13 protein-coding genes are annotated in these 15,233 nt (G+C 38.6%); 7 read left to right on the forward strand and 6 right to left on the reverse strand.

From position 1 onward, the window contains the following. Together IGJ49_RS04940 and IGJ49_RS04945 are read left to right on the forward strand one after the other, a co-directional pair. Positions 1–306 (forward strand): hypothetical protein, encoded by a 306-nt coding sequence (locus tag IGJ49_RS04940; RefSeq protein ID WP_023519445.1) that lies wholly within the window; start codon positions 1–3, stop codon positions 304–306. A gap of 372 nt (positions 307–678) precedes the next feature. Then, positions 679–942 (forward strand): hypothetical protein, encoded by a 264-nt coding sequence (locus IGJ49_RS04945; RefSeq protein ID WP_438722588.1) that lies wholly within the window; start codon positions 679–681, stop codon positions 940–942. Between the two features lie 207 nt (positions 943–1,149). Here the strand turns inward: IGJ49_RS04945 and IGJ49_RS04950 are convergent, their stop codons facing one another. The 4 genes from IGJ49_RS04950 to celB all read right to left on the reverse strand — a co-directional run bounded on the left by IGJ49_RS04950 (position 1,150) and on the right by celB (position 5,299). Continuing rightward, positions 1,150–1,752 carry an alpha/beta hydrolase gene (locus tag IGJ49_RS04950; protein WP_010735818.1) on the reverse strand — a complete coding sequence of 201 codons (603 nt, stop codon included), beginning with the start codon at positions 1,750–1,752 and terminating at the stop codon, positions 1,150–1,152. 20 nt (positions 1,753–1,772) lie between these two features. Next, complete coding sequence (locus IGJ49_RS04955) at positions 1,773–2,750, reverse strand: ring-cleaving dioxygenase (RefSeq protein ID WP_023519446.1); 978 nt, start codon at positions 2,748–2,750, stop codon at positions 1,773–1,775. A 251-nt stretch (positions 2,751–3,001) separates the two neighbouring features. Beyond that, positions 3,002–3,724, reverse strand: coding sequence for a GntR family transcriptional regulator (locus IGJ49_RS04960; protein WP_224434636.1), 723 nt, complete (start codon positions 3,722–3,724; stop codon positions 3,002–3,004). A gap of 303 nt (positions 3,725–4,027) precedes the next feature. Further along, entirely contained in the window at positions 4,028–5,299 is a 1,272-nt protein-coding gene (gene celB, locus IGJ49_RS04965) for a PTS cellobiose transporter subunit IIC (protein ID WP_010735815.1), read from the reverse strand. Between the two features lie 153 nt (positions 5,300–5,452). Between celB and IGJ49_RS04970 the strand changes: the two genes are divergently transcribed. The 3 genes from IGJ49_RS04970 to thiD all read left to right on the forward strand — a co-directional run bounded on the left by IGJ49_RS04970 (position 5,453) and on the right by thiD (position 8,451). Next, positions 5,453–6,850 (forward strand): glycoside hydrolase family 1 protein, encoded by a 1,398-nt coding sequence (locus tag IGJ49_RS04970; RefSeq protein ID WP_062805422.1) that lies wholly within the window; start codon positions 5,453–5,455, stop codon positions 6,848–6,850. Between the two features lie 195 nt (positions 6,851–7,045). Then, on the forward strand, positions 7,046–7,486 hold the full coding sequence (locus tag IGJ49_RS04975) for a universal stress protein (RefSeq protein ID WP_010735813.1): 441 nt from the start codon (positions 7,046–7,048) through the stop codon (positions 7,484–7,486). Positions 7,487–7,635: 149 nt separating this feature from the next. Then, positions 7,636–8,451: a bifunctional hydroxymethylpyrimidine kinase/phosphomethylpyrimidine kinase gene (gene thiD, locus IGJ49_RS04980; RefSeq protein WP_062805421.1), complete on the forward strand. Its 816-nt coding sequence runs from the start codon at positions 7,636–7,638 to the stop codon at positions 8,449–8,451. A 114-nt stretch (positions 8,452–8,565) separates the two neighbouring features. Here thiD and cls read toward each other — a convergent pair whose 3' ends face one another. Next, a complete protein-coding gene (cls, locus tag IGJ49_RS04985; protein WP_010735811.1) occupies positions 8,566–10,017 on the reverse strand; it encodes a cardiolipin synthase in 1,452 nt (483 codons plus the stop codon). A gap of 336 nt (positions 10,018–10,353) precedes the next feature. Between cls and IGJ49_RS04990 the strand changes: the two genes are divergently transcribed. Together IGJ49_RS04990 and IGJ49_RS04995 are read left to right on the forward strand one after the other, a co-directional pair. Next, a complete protein-coding gene (locus IGJ49_RS04990; protein WP_226076276.1) occupies positions 10,354–13,020 on the forward strand; it encodes a cation-translocating P-type ATPase in 2,667 nt (888 codons plus the stop codon). Between the two features lie 202 nt (positions 13,021–13,222). After that, positions 13,223–13,945, forward strand: coding sequence for a class I SAM-dependent methyltransferase (locus IGJ49_RS04995; RefSeq protein WP_010735809.1), 723 nt, complete (start codon positions 13,223–13,225; stop codon positions 13,943–13,945). Positions 13,946–13,975: 30 nt separating this feature from the next. Here the strand turns inward: IGJ49_RS04995 and IGJ49_RS05000 are convergent, their stop codons facing one another. Further along, the gene (locus IGJ49_RS05000) at positions 13,976–15,133 is read right to left on the reverse strand and encodes a hydroxymethylglutaryl-CoA synthase (protein ID WP_438722594.1); all 1,158 of its coding nucleotides are present in this window, start codon (positions 15,131–15,133) and stop codon (positions 13,976–13,978) included. Between the last annotated feature and the right edge of the window lie 100 nt (positions 15,134–15,233).

The raw sequence follows: 15,233 nt of genomic DNA on the forward strand, positions 1-15,233 counted from the left end.
ATGACGATTGAAGAGTTGCAAGCAGACTATCAGAGAAAACGAATCAAACTAGAAGAAGAGGAAGACTTGTTGCGATATTTCAACCGAAAAGGAGAAGAAGTAGTTGAACAATCTGAACAACTGTTAAGGCGAAGTCTAAATGGTTTAGCCCGTGATAACGAACCATTGATGAGAGCAAGGAAACAATATCAAATTGCAGAAGAGCAATATAAGACAGCATTAAATTCAGAACGACGTCAGTTACATCAACGATTTGATGATTTAGAACGAGAGTATCAAGCGGCTTATCGAAAGTTAAATCAGTGATAAAAGAGCAATAATTACATAAAAACATACCCACATGTCATTTTAAATGGATCAATAATGCGTAGCTTGTGGTTGAGGAGAAATTATACTAAAAGTTCATTCTGCTTTACTCAATGAAAGTGGAGTTTTGAAATTCGAATTTTCTATATTTGGCAATTGTCTCATATAGATTAGTCTATAAAAATGTATCAATCAAAAGAGGAATTTAAGAATGATTGAGGAGCGCTCTCGTTGGTTATAGCGTAAAGTCTCTCAAAAATAAGAGGTAGATAAGGAGGAAACTAGTTTGTCAAAATATATAATCTCTATAAATTAGATGTTAGATAACTTTATCTTGAGGAACTAATTATAGATTTTTGGCAACGGGAAGTCATGGATGAATTAGAAAATTTGTTAAATGAATTAAGAAAAACTTTAGAGCGATGGAATGTCCAAACTGTGGGAATTGCCATGCAGGGAAATTTAGCGGCAGAAAAGAAAACGACGGATAAAACCCATAAGGATGCGGTAAAGGAAGCGGAAAATTCATTTTCTAGTAGTCGTGATCAGTTAGAAAATTCTTTAAAAGGAGGATTTGCCAAAAAGGTAATAGAAGTATTCGATGAACAAGAAAAAGAATTGAAAGTGTTTGAATAAATCAGTGTTATCATGAGAATAATAAGTGTTAGTTTGGCGGGCTGTTCACTCTGTGTTTCTTTTTATAATTGATTTATCCGAACTGCAAGCTACCTCGTCCAACAAGTGGAGTTAAAATGTAAAAAAGAACTTGAGAAAACGATTTGTTTTCCCAAGTTCTTTTGCGATGTTGGATGATGGATTTCGTTTCAAAAAACACGCTATGCATTAGTCTAAAGTATCAAGCCATTGCTTGGCATGGGTCAACTCATCCATTGTCAATTGATGTCCTTGATCTGTGATTTGTGTTGTTACTTTGGCGCCTCGTGAATCAAATTCGCGAACTAAATGACTAAATGAAGTATTAGAAACGATTGGATCTCCTTCGCCAAAGGATAACCAGACAGAAGTGTCAGGGAGTTCTGATTTTTCCTGATAGTCATCTAAGGACATCGGGTGAAAGAAGAGCCCTTTTTTTAGTTCTGTCTGTTGAGCCAACATGATATGAGCGGCAATATTTGCCCCGTTTGAAAAACCGACAACGATCCAATCAGTTAATGGGATATCCTGTAAGTGACTGATTTCCTTGATTTTATTATATAGTTTTGTAGATTCTTCAGCTAAACTGTCATAGTCGAATTGGTTCAAGCCGTTTCTTTTGAAAAAACGATTCAAGCCTTGCTCGTTGATATTCCCCCTAAAGGATAAAAGCGTACTTTCAGGTGCAAGAAACTCTGCAATTTCCAAAAGTGAGTGCTCGTCGCCGCCAGTTCCATGAAGTAGAATCAATTTTTTTTGTGTTGCTTTTCCTTGTCTATAAAGATACTTCAAATGACTCACTCCTGTCGTCGTTAATCTACCCGTTTTTGGTTTGCATCACGCGTGTCAAAAGGTCGAACATACGCTTCGATTTCTTTTCTTTTTGCTTCTAATAATGGTGGCAAAGCAAGGATCTCTCCAGCTGTTTCAGCGGGTTCATCTCCAAAGAATCCAGGGCCATCGGTGGCTAATTCAAATAAGACATGAGTAGAAGCTAAGAAATACTCAGATTCAAAGTAAAAGCGATCAACAAATCCAGAGCTAGGTAGGGACGTTTGACTAATTTTATTGATCCAAAACTGTAGTGCTTCATGATCAGCGACACGTAAAGCGAGGTGATGGACATTGCCGTACCCTTCGATGGCCTTGGGTAGATCGGCACGATGTTCGACGATGATACTAGCGCCGTTTCCACCAGCACTAACTTCAAACAAATAAAAATCATCCACTTGTTCGGTTTCTTTAAAACCGAGTAAGGCCAGCAATACTGTTCGGATCGGCTCAAGATCACTCACACGTACGATGACCGGACCAAGTCCAGTGATTGCCACGTCTGTCGGTATACTACTGTTTTTCCAAGGAACACCCGCAGGAACGCCGCTATTTTTTTCATCCGAAATCAATTGATACGCTTGTTCATCGAAATCTTCAAATTCAAGATATTTCTTACCAAAACGTTCTTTGATCTCAGAATGAGTGATTTGGTATTTTTCAAAGCGAGCCAACCAATACTCTAATGCTGTATCGGAAGGGACACGAAAAGACGTACGTGCGATCGTATCCGTTCCTTTCGTTCCTTTTGGCTGGTTGGGAAAATCAAAAAAGGTCATATCTGTACCGGCAGAGCCATGTTCGTCGGTGAAATATAAGTGGTAAGTTTCAATATCATCTTGATTCACTGTCTTTTTGATCAAACGCATGCCTAAAATGTCTGTAAAGAAGCGATAGATTTTTGTTGCGCTAGATGTCATTGCTGTCACATGGTGGACGCCTCTGATTGTTGTATCCATAATTTATCCTCTTTTCTTTTAACTTACAAAAAGTAAGTGAATGTTATTAAAGTTAGTATAGGGCGTCACCAAAAATTTTGCAATAAATATGTCTTACTAGTTGAAAGAGAGGTTGCTTCTGGAATATTGTTCACTCGATTTAATGAGAGGAAGAGGTGTAGTCAGCTAAGACGATATAAAAAAGCAACGCTCACGATAGTAAGATCGTAGACGTTGCTTAGATGAAATGACGATAGGAAAAGTCAGAATGCTTATTGATTTCCACGGACATCCAACAGTGAATAATTGCGGACATCAAAGCGATTGCGGCTTGAGGAATACTCGATGGGTTGACCATCTTTTAGATAGACTACTTGCTGGACTTCAAGAACTGGATCGGTCTCTGCACAACTCAAATATTGTTGATCAAATGCAGAGCTTTTATCTGCTGAGATCGCGCGATAGGCTCCGGCAAAATGGACATTGAGTTCTTTGTGCAAATAATCATAGATCGATGATAGGAGATGCTCTTTCTTTAATCCTGGAACAAGTTGAACTGGCATAAAAGTATGTTCTAGAATATACGGTTCATCATCTAAGATACGTAGGCGATGAATATTATACACAGGCTGTTCCGCATCGATCATCAAGCGTTCTTGAATAAAAGCATTAGGAAACTCAACATCGAATTGAATGATCTGACTTGTCAGCGAGCGTTGTCGGCGTTTCATTTGTAAACTTAATCCTTCGTATTCATTAGCTGGAGAAGTATCTTTGTTTAAATAAGGATGGCTTAAAATCTTAGTTCCAGACCCTCTTTGGGAATAAACGAGTCCTTCCATGGCTAAGATGTTGATGGCTTTTTTGATCGTCATTCGACTAGCGTTGAATTCTTCGACTAGATCCACCTGATTTGGTAAAAAACTATTTGGTGGATATTTTTTTGAACGAATTCGATCTCTTAGGACATTTGCGATTTCTTCATATTTTGGCACGTTTTTCACCTCACTTTGAGTATAACGAAAGATCATAGCGCCGACAACCAATAAAAGCATGAGAAGCGCGGATAGCTTTATCAGAGAATTTACTTTTTAATTTTGGTACAGGAAATAGCTGACTGATGTTTTATAGAGGACAGTTGCTCATTGCGATCAATAAAATACCAATTTATGTATGTTTCAAAACTTAAAGAAGCACCCATGAAAATGCAACGAGCAAATTTTCGTGGATGCTTCTTTGATTATTGTTCGTGAATATGTTTATTTCAACTTCAAATACTACATTCCTTTAGTATAGGATCAAACAACATCCAAATCAGGTTGTTTATCTAAGATCATCAAGAATGGATACCAGATAACTGCAACGATCACAAAATCGATCACTTGGAGTAAGCCACCTAACCATGAGTTTGTGGCTAAGACACCACTCGCGATGATTGGCACTGTCCATGGAACGGAGACACCAGTTGGCGCTGGTACGATACCTGCTGCCATTACAAGGTAGTTGAACGTTGTTACAACTAATGGTGCGACAACCCAAGGAATCAAAATAGTTGCGTTCAATACGATCGGTAAACCAAAAATTGCTGGTTCATTCACGTTGAAGATTCCTGGTGCAAGAGCTAAACGACCGACATCACGATATTGTTTTTTCTTCAAAACAAAGGCCATCAATAGTACAACTGCTAAAGTCATACCTGAGCCACCGATTCCGACAGTGAATGTTTCCATAAATGGTTTTGTGATGATGTGTGGCAATTCTTGACCATTTTGATATGCCTCTAAGTTATCAAGCATTAGTGTGTTCCAAATCGGGTCCATCACAGAGTTGACAATGATTTGACCATGAAGACCAAAGAACCATAAGAATTGTACAAAGAACAAAGCAATTAAAGTTGCAGGTAAACTACTTCCTAAACCAGTCAATGGTTTTTGGATAACTTCGTAAACCACATCATGCAAGTTTGCGTGGAAGACACCAGTCATCACTGCATTGATGATCAAGAAGACAGTTAAAGTAACCACTGCTGGGATCAACGCAGCAAATGATTTCGTCACAGCTGGTGGTACGCTTGCAGGCATTTTGATTTGCCAACCACGTTTAGTGATTCGGCAATAGATTTCACCTGCGATGAAAGCTGCGATCATACCGATGAACATTCCTTTTGCACCTAAGCGATCAAGAGTCAACACACCTGATACTTCTTCGCCACCAACAGTTGTCATGACGAAAGGTGTTAAGATCAAGAAGCTGGCGAATGAGACAGCCCCTCCAAAAATACCTTCTACATCATATGATTTAGATAAATAATAGCCAATACCAAAAGTAACAAAGACAGACATGATACTCATTGTTGCATTTTGTCCATTTCCAAATAAGCTAGACAACGTTCCTTTAGTCGCATCACTAAAGAAAGGTAAGTTATTGAAAACGACAACAATCGATCCGAACATTGTTAAAGGAAACGACAACATAAATGCATCCCGTAACACTGTCAAGTAACGATTTTGCCCTAGTAGGTTCGCTAAAGGCATGATTTTCTGAGCAAGTTTATCCATAAAACCGTTCATTCTATTCACCTCTATTTAAATTTGCAATCGATTACAAAATGAGTATAACTTCATTTTAGTTAAATGTCTAGTCATTTATTTAAAAAGTATTGATTTATTTTTAAGGTTTGGTATGATTACGTTATCAAAAGAAAAATAAGTGAGGGACTAAACATGACAAACTATGTATTTCCAGAAAATTTTTGGTGGGGTTCAGCTGCTAGTGGACCACAAACAGAAGGACGTGTAGCAGGAGATGGAAAAGGAGAAAATATTTGGGATCATTGGTACGACTTGGAGCCTGAGAAGTTTTTCAATCAAGTAGGACCAAGCAAGACTTCTCAAGTCTACACGAAGTATAAAGAGGATGTCGCATTGATGAAAGCTACTGGTCATAATACGTTCCGAACATCGATCCAGTGGAGTCGTTTGCTTCCTAATGGTACAGGGAAAGTAAATGAGCAAGCAGTCACTTTCTATCGTACGTATTTTGAAGAATTGATTGAAAATGGTATTGAACCCTTCGTCAATCTCTTCCATTTTGATATGCCGATGCCTTTACAAGAAAAAGGTGGCTGGTTAGCAAGAGAGACTGTTGATGCTTATGCTGAGTATGCCAAAACATGTTTTGAGCTATTCGGAGATCTTGTGAAGAAATGGTTTACGCACAATGAGCCGATCGTTCCTGTAGAAGGTGGCTATCTTTATCAGTTCCACTATCCAAATCATGTGGACTTCAAAGAAGCAGTTCAAGTGGGTTTCCACGAAAACTTGGCAAGTGCGAAGGCGATTCAGATCTACCATGAAACAGGACAAGATGGGGAGATCGGTATTATCCTGAATTTGACTCCAAGTTATCCACGTGACGAAAATAATGCGGCCGATGTGAAAGCTGCGGCGATTGCGGACGCCTTTTTCAATCGCTCATTCCTTGATCCAGCAGTAAAAGGTGAATTTCCACAAGAGTTGATCGATATCGTCAAAGAATTGGATATCATGCCTGTTATGGAAGAAGGCGATTTGACGATCATCCAAGAAAATAAAGTGGATCTATTAGGAATCAATTACTATCAACCACGACGGATCAAAGCGAAAGAAACACCGATCGACAAAGATCGTGCGCCGTTACCAGATGATTATTTCGATAACTACGATATGCCGAATAAAAAAATGAATCCTTATCGTGGTTGGGAAATTTATGAGAAAGGTATCTATGATATCTTGACGAATACGAGAGAAAATTATGGCAATATCAAATGCTTTATCTCTGAAAATGGCATGGGTGTCGAAGGGGAAGAGCGCTACGTAAATGAACAAGGCATGATCGAAGATGATTATCGTATCGAGTTTGTGACAGATCATTTGAAATATGTGCATCAAGCCATTCAAGAAGGAACAAATTGTTTAGGGTATCATATGTGGACATGTATGGATAACTGGTCATGGACAAATGCGTATAAAAACCGTTATGGCTTTATCGCAGTCGATCTAGATCAAGATGGGAAACGGACGATCAAAAAATCAGGACACTGGTTTAAAGAAGTAGCAACAAATAATGGTTTTGACGCTTAATTAATGGCTTAAAAAACAAGTATTTTATAACTAAATGAATGGGATAAATTATTTTGAAATAAGGCGGTGAATCTAAAAATTAGATTTTCTGCCTTATTTTTTCTGTTGGAGCCATGGGCTTTTGAACCATATCCATAAGAATTGTTCTTCGTTTCTAATCGTGCTACACTAAAAGAAAAGAAGGAGGCGGTTTCAATGGTAGACACGTATAAAAATATTTTAGTAGCAATCGACGGTTCAGAAAAATCAGAAAAAGCATTTATTGAAGCAATCGCAACAGCAAAACGAAATCAAGCAAAATTACACATCTTGTATGTAAATGAGGTGTCAGGGAATTATTTTGGTGACTTTGCTTTTGTGACAACAAGTTTACAAGAAGAGTTAGATGAAGTGGCAGACAAACAAATGAAGGAACATCAAAATCTAGCGATCGAAAAAGGTTTGACGGATATTAAAACATATGTGTTATACGGTTATCCTAAAACATTGATCGCAAACTTCAACGAGTCAGAAGAGCCAATTGACTTGATCGTCATGGGGGCGACTGGGTTAAACGCCGTTGAACGTGCATTGGTTGGTTCAACGACTTCTTATGTGGTAAATCACGCGAAATGCAATGTATTAGTAGTAAAATAGAAGATGTTGTTCGAACTATTTACTTTTAACATATAATTTATCCGTTTTTGAGGATGCTGCATGATTCATTGCGCATCCTTTTTTGTTTTTCAGCAGAAAATGCGGTAGGATAAACAAGACAAACGTATTTCAAATAGGAGATGGATGAAATGGAACAACAATATGTCCAAGTAATGACGATCGCTGGATCAGATAGCGATGGAAGTGCAGGGATGCAAGCAGACTTGCATACGTTTTTTACAAGAAAGGTCTATGGGGTATCTGTTTTGACTGCTTGTGTCGCTGGAAATTCTTATGGAATCGGTGCAAGTGTTCCGTTACCTACGGATTTTATCGATAAAGAATTTGAACTGCTTGCAGATGATTACCAAGTCAAAGCAGCAAAGACTGGGATGCTAGCAGATGCGACATTGATCAATACCGTGGTCAAAAATATTCAAAGGTATGATTTCGGTCCCTTGGTAGTTGATCCAGTCATCATGACGAAACATGGCAATCAATTATTGGAAGAAGAAGCATTGACTACATTAAAAACAGCATTACTGCCATTGGCAGAAGTAGTGACTCCTAATTTTTATGAAGCAGAAAAACTGACTGGTCTCAAATTGAGAACAGAAGAAGATTATGAAAAAGCGGCTAAGATCCTCCAAGAGCTGGGACCCAAAAATGTTTTGATCAAAGGACATCATACTAGTGATTCCAATCAACAAACAGTGAGGGATTATGTTCGTTTAGCTTCAGGAAAAACATTTTGGTTAGAAGCACCATTTTATGCAACAGATCGCATCAATGGAACAGGTGATTCTTTATCTGCGTGTATTGCTGCTGAATTAGCAAAAGGAGAAACGGTGGAAGCAGCCATCCGTATTGCGAAACAATATGTCAATCAAGCAATCAAAGAAGAACTTTTTATTGGACATAAATATGGCCCAATCAATCATTGGGCGGCAAGTACGATCGACTAAGAACGCCATACCTGTTTGAACGATTCATACTATGGACTAAAAAAATAAGCTGGCTTGCTCAAAATAGTTTGAGTAAGCCAGCTTATCATTTATTGTTCTTCTAACAATTTTGGGTTACAAAATCGGTGAGAATAGTCTGGAGATTTGTTGTTTGAACAACAACCAATTTGACATTTCTTTGACTGTTTCAGTAGTCATCGGATTGCTTGCTTGTTCATCAAGTACAAATTGGTCGGCTAGTTGTTGCAAGAAAGCTGGATCATAAATGATTGCACTACTTTCAAAATTCAAACGATAGCTACGAATATCTTGGTTAGCTGATCCGACTATGCAGATTTCGTCGTCCATGATCAATGTTTTCGCATGTAAAAAGCCATTTTCATAAACTAAGATCTGTACATTTTCTTTGATCAATTGGCGAGCGTAGTACTGAGTTGCTCGGTAGATGAAAGGATGATCTGGTTTGTTAGGGATCATGATTTTCACCTCTACGCCAGAAGCGGCAGCGATTTTTAACGCAGCAATCACACTCTCATCAGGTACTAAATAAGGTGTTTGGATCCATACACGTTTTTTTGCTGAACTGATCAGCTTGATAAAGGATAACTTTATCTGTTCCCGTTCATTGTTCGGTCCGCTAGATACAAGTTGGATCGATGTTTGGTATAGTTGATCCTGATCTTCTTTCTCTGCTTTAAAGAAATAATCTAAATGATAGCCGACTTTTTTTTGATCTGGAACAGAGACATTCCAATCCATCAAAAAGCGAAGCTGTAATAAAGAGGCAGCGGCCCCATAAATACGAATATGCGTATCTCGCCAATAGCCAAATTTTTTGGTGTGGTTGACATATTGATCGGCGATGTTGAAACCACCTGTGTATCCAATCTTGCCATCAACAACAATGATTTTTCGATGATCATGATAATTCAGACGAAAGCGTAGAAGTGCCCGCTGGGAAGTGATGAACGTGTGGACATGACCACCATTTTCGACTAACTTTTTAAAATCTTTTGTTTTTGTGCCATGGGAGCCAAAGGCATCATAGAGTAAACGGACTTCGACACCTTCCGCTGCTTTTTTTTCCAATACTTTCAAGATTTGTTGGCCGATGTTGTCAGTAACGAAGGCATAATATTCGATATGGATCGAATGCTCAGCTGCTTCGATATCTTTCAGGACGGCTGTTAATTTTTCTTGACCGTCTGTCAGTAAAGTGACGGCATTTTTTCGTGTGAGTGGCATTTGATTCAAGGATGAAAAGAAATCAACGAAATGCTGATGATCTTCATTTTGGATGATGGGATCATAATGTTCCAAGGTATCCCCCTTGAAATCCTGGAAATTTTCCAGTTCTGTTAAATCACTCTGACGCAGATAGAATTTTTTCTTGTCGGTCAAACCACGGCCAAAGAAAAGGTAGAGAATAAAACCAAAACCAGGTAAAGCAAATAAAACAAGTAACCATGCCCAGATTGCTGCGACGTCACGAGGTTTGATCAAGATAGTTACAAGAGCAATAAGTGCGTTCAATACATATAAAAAAGTAATAATGCTTCCTACCACGAGTGAATCCTCCTTTATATAATAACACTAGTATAGCATGAGAAAGGGGAGAAGCATATTCACAAGAAAACAAAGGTGGAAATATTTTGAAAATATCAAGAGGATAAGCGAAAGTTGTTGCAATTTAAAAACAAATCATGTAGGATAAATGTACAGTTGAATATCTCCTTAGGGGAGTAACCGACAACATTTGTTGTGATAATATCAACAGTAAGTTAACCAAATGGTTTTCTGGTATTGTATGAAATGGTGAGACCTAAGACAAATCCGTATTTGTCTTAGGTCTCTTTTTTTTCAGGCGATAGCGGAAACAATAACTAAAATGGGGGATGAAATTTGGAAAACAAGGAACACGCACAATCAACGGTCTACAAAGAATCGATCGACACGTTGATGCAACAAACGCAAAGCTCACCAGATGGGTTGAGTAGTACGCAAGCAAAAGAAAAATTAGAAAGAGACGGCTTGAACCAACTGAAGGAAGCACCGAAGAAGCCAACTTGGAAACTGTTTCTCGAAACTTTTAAAGACGCTATGGTAATTGTGTTATTAGTTGTTGCATTGATTCAAATGGTGATGGGTGACTATATCGAATTTTTCGTTATCTTTGCCGTGTTGATGTTGAACTCAGTGATTAGTGTGATCCAAACGAAAAAAGCAGAAGGTTCACTTGAAGCATTGAAAAACCTTTCTGCACCAGATGCAAAAGTGATTCGTGACGGAAAAGAAATGACGATTCCGGCGAATGAATTAGTGGTTGGGGATATCGTTTTACTTGATGCAGGTGATTATGTACCGGCAGATGGACGTTTGTTAGAAGCTGGTTCATTAAAAGTTGACGAAGGAATGTTGACAGGTGAGTCGACATCAGCAGAAAAAGAAGTAGTAGAAATCACTCAGACTGTGCCGATCGGTGATCGCTTGAACATGGTCTTTAGTGGTACAATCATTACTTACGGTCGTGGGAAATTCTTAGTAACTGCTACAGGAAACAATACAGAAATCGGTGAAGTTGCTGGTTTATTAGAATCAACAACGGAACAAGTGACACCATTACAACGTGGATTAGATAAATTCAGTAAGAAGTTAAGTTTAGCCATTTTAGGCTTATCATTGGTGATTTTAGGTATCCAGTTATTCCGTATCTATATGGGTGGCGGAACAGGAGATATGACAGCAGATATCGTTAGTGCCATCATGTTTGCAGTCGCGGTTGCCGTAGCAGCGATCCCTGAAGCATTGCAGTCGATCGTAACGATCGTCTTGTCACTGGGAACCAATAAAATGGCCAAACGACATGCTATCATCCGTAAACTACCAGCTGTAGAAACATTAGGCTCAACGAGTATCATTTGTACGGATAAAACTGGTACATTGACACAAAACAAAATGACGGTTGTTGATTATTATTTAGCGAATGGGGCAACTGGTGATTTTTCAAATGATCCAAAAAACTGGTCTGTAGACGAACGTCGTTTAATTGAGATCAGTGTCTTGGCAAATGATGCGTCGATCAGTGAAGATGGTTCAAAACTAGGCGATCCAACAGAAGTCGCTTTTGTTGACTTCAGTGAAAAAATGAACCAACCTTATCGCGAGATCCGCCAAACGTATCCAAGACAAGCAGAATTACCATTTGACTCGGATCGAAAATTGATGTCAACAGCACATGAAATCGAAAATCAACAATTCTTATTTGTCAAAGGTGGACCAGATATCGTGTTTGGCCGCAGTACAAAAGCATTAGTAAATGGTGAAGTCGTGCCAATGACAGATGAGTTAAGAAAAAAATTCCAAGAACAAAACGAAGCATTCTCAAAACGCGCATTGCGTGTATTAGCCTTTGCTTATCGTCCAATCAATAGCCTAGAATTGTCATTTGATGATGAAGATGATTTGATCTTAGTTGGGATCATGGCAATGATCGATCCGCCAAGAGATGAAGTAACTCAAGCGGTCAAAGAAGCAAAAAGTGCTGGGATCAAAACGATCATGATCACTGGTGACCATAAAACAACTGCAGTTGCTATTGCAAAAGAAATCGGTATTTTTGCTGAAGGTGATCAAGCCTTGACTGGTACAGAATTAGATGAGCTATCAGAAGATCAATTGAATGAAGTATTGGAAAAAGTAACGGTTTATGCGCGTGTATCTCCGGAAAATAAAATCCGTATCGTGCGTGCTTGGCAAACAAAAGGTCATATCTCTGCGATGACTGGTGACGGAGTAAATGATGCTCCTGCCTTGAAACAAGCAGATATTGGTATTGCAATGGGTACAGGTACTGACGTAGCCAAAGATGCGGCAGCAATGGTTCTGACAGATGATAATTTCGCATCGATCGTCAGTGCAGTGGAAGTAGGACGTAATGTCTTTGATAATATCAAAAAGGCCATCTCTTACTTGTTTTCAGGAAACCTAGGTGCGATCATCGCGATTATCTTTGCCTTAGTTGCAGATTGGTCAAATCCATTTACAGCCTTACAATTATTGTTCATCAACTTAGTCAACGACTCATTACCAGCAATCGCGTTAGGAACTGAAAAAGCAGAGCCAGCGACAATGAAACGTCCACCAAGAGATCCAAATTCAGGTATCTTTACGGACAAAACATTGATCTCTGTGACGTATCGTGGCGTATTGATCGGTATTGCAGTTATTTTTGCTCAATGGTTAGGGATGCAACATTCACCTGAATTTGGCGTAGCGATGTCCTTCACAACGTTGATCTGGTGTCGTACATTGCAAACATTCCCAGCCCGTTCAAATACCCAAACAGCGATTCAAGCTGGTTTCTTCTCAAACCGCAGTGTTCTATTAGCAGTTGCTGTATGTAGTGCGCTTTACTGTATTGCAATGATCCCAGGACTAAAAGAAGTCTTCTCGATCCCAGCGGCATTTGGGTTGACTGAAGTCTTCACTTGTATCGGAATCGCGCTTGTAACGGTTGTGTTGATGGAAATCACTAAAATGATTTTGGTACGTGTACAAGGAAACAAATAATTATCAAAGAAAAAATAGTTCATCTATCACTTACGAATAACGATGAAATGTGATAGTTTTTAGCCTTTCGAATCAAAAAGAAATCCACGAGAATCGTTTCTTCGATTTTCGTGGATTTTGATTTATACTAAGAAACAAAGCTCATCGTTTTTCTGATAATATATTTATTCCGAAAAGTGAAGATAAAAGGAGAAATATCCAAATGGACAAAGAAGAATGGAATACCTTTGCGAAAGACTATTACGAATCACAAAAAGAATCTAGTACGACGATTGTAGAGGATGTCGTTGCTTATCTAAAAAGCGAGGATTTATTACCAGCTGGCTCATTCGCAGATGTTGCCGGTGGTGCAGGGCGTTATCTGCCGTTAGCAAAAGAAATAGAACAATATGAGTTGATTGATTTTTCAGAAGAAATGCTTGTATATGCTGAACATGAAGCACAAATACTGGGACTAAATAACTGTCAATTCATTTTGAAAGATTTTACTAATTTTTTACAAGAAGAGAAGACCTATGAACTTGTTTTTTCGGCAGCAAATCCCGCCTTGGTTTCTTGTGAACAATTGGAAAAACTGCGTGGGAAAGCGATGAGAGCTTGTTTGATCCTAAGAGTAGTCTCCTCAGAAGATAGTGTCTTCGTACCCCTTGAAAGGTATTTAGGGATCGAGGAATCTGACCCTAACACCTCGTCAACTATTATGGATCGGTTTGAGACGTATTTATCAAAGAAACACCTTTCTTATAAGAGAACTGAATTCACTTATGATTCACAGGAAGAAGTCACGCCTTCATTTTTGCGGGCTTATTATGAAGAAATGCAAGATGATCCACGTTTCCAGTCAGCTCTCCAAGAATTATTTAAAAACAGTGAGACAATTCAGAGTACAAATAAACTGACCTATCGATTATTGACTATCTATTAGTCAACGATCGAGGTCAGTTTTTTGCATTCATTATTTTTCTTTGTAAAAACGAATATCATTTTCAACTTTATAGATCGAGTAAGGTAGATCTGAATGATATTCAGCTGTTTCACCATTTCCCGGTAATGTTTCATTGAAGATCTTTTCATATTGATCAACCGTCAATGCTTCACGGTTATCTAACATCGCTTGATTGTCTTCTTTGGATAAGAAGTTTTGATAGCCTTCTTCTAAATATCCAGTGAAAAATTCACTCATAGCACCAGAACCATAGCTGAATAATCCGATACGGGCACCCGATTTCAACGCTTGAGAGTTTTCTAATAAAGAAATCAATCCCAAATAAAGGGACCCAGTGTATAGATTTCCTATTCGTCGACTATAGGTGATGCCTTCTTCATAACGAGCCATCAAACGTTTTTGCGTTGCCTCATCTGTTTCTTCGATCACACTTTGTAACGCTTTTTTCCCCATTTTTGTGTAAGGAATATGGAAGGTAAGCGCATCATAATCAGCAAGTGTTCGACCTGTTGTTTCTTTATATCTATTCCAGACTTTTTGGAAAGACTCAATATAAGTAGAGTTGGACAAAGGACCATCTACTACAGGATATTGACTATAATTTGGACGCCAAAAGTCGTAAATATCTTCTGTTAAAAAGACGCTGTGGTCTTCAAGAGAAAGAATCCGAGGGTTTTGTGTGATCATCATAGCGACCGCACCTACACCTTGAGTCACTTCACCACCACTTGCTAAACCGTAGCGAGCAATATCGCTCGCAATCACTAAGACTTTACGATCTGGATGATTTTTGACATATTCTTTTGCCATGTGCAAAGCTGCTGTTCCCCCGTAACAAGCTTCTTTTACTTCGAATGAACGAGCAAAAGGTTGAACTTTTAACAAATGATGGATGATCACAGCACTTGCCTTTGATTGGTCGATGCCTGATTCGGTACCTACAATGACCATATCGATTTTCTCACGATCTTCTTCTGTGACGATTTTACTCGCTGCATTTGCTCCTAGCGTGACGATGTCTTCATAAACTTGATTGACAGCCATCTGATCTTGACCGATCCCGATATGGTATTTGGCAGGATCATCTCCACGTCTGTTTGCTAATTCAGTCATATCTAAAAATAAATTAGGAATAAAAAAGGAAAGACGATCAATCCCTATTTTCATTTCAACACCTCTTTACTCATGATAAAAAACTTACTTTATTAAAGTATCACAAAATCGGTAAAAGAAATACAAAAAAGCTAATTTTTAAGGATTTGTAAAA

Source organism: Enterococcus sp. AZ171 (assembly GCF_051714005.1).
Taxonomy (GTDB): Bacteria; Bacillota; Bacilli; order Lactobacillales; family Enterococcaceae; genus Enterococcus_B; species Enterococcus_B pernyi.

Bases quoted from the DNA above. Each gene is read 5' to 3' on its own strand.
- IGJ49_RS04940 (WP_023519445.1), top strand. From the start codon at position 1: ATGACGATTGAAGAGTTGCAAGCAGACTATCAGAGAAAACGAATCAAA.
- IGJ49_RS04945 (WP_438722588.1), top strand. From the start codon at position 679: ATGGATGAATTAGAAAATTTGTTAAATGAATTAAGAAAAACTTTAGAG.
- IGJ49_RS04955 (WP_023519446.1), bottom strand. From the start codon at position 2,750: ATGGATACAACAATCAGAGGCGTCCACCATGTGACAGCAATGACATCT.
- celB (WP_010735815.1), bottom strand. From the start codon at position 5,299: ATGAACGGTTTTATGGATAAACTTGCTCAGAAAATCATGCCTTTAGCG.
- IGJ49_RS04970 (WP_062805422.1), top strand. From the start codon at position 5,453: ATGACAAACTATGTATTTCCAGAAAATTTTTGGTGGGGTTCAGCTGCT.
- IGJ49_RS04975 (WP_010735813.1), top strand. From the start codon at position 7,046: ATGGTAGACACGTATAAAAATATTTTAGTAGCAATCGACGGTTCAGAA.
- thiD (WP_062805421.1), top strand. From the start codon at position 7,636: ATGGAACAACAATATGTCCAAGTAATGACGATCGCTGGATCAGATAGC.
- IGJ49_RS04995 (WP_010735809.1), top strand. From the start codon at position 13,223: ATGGACAAAGAAGAATGGAATACCTTTGCGAAAGACTATTACGAATCA.
- IGJ49_RS05000 (WP_438722594.1), bottom strand. From the start codon at position 15,133: ATGAAAATAGGGATTGATCGTCTTTCCTTTTTTATTCCTAATTTATTT.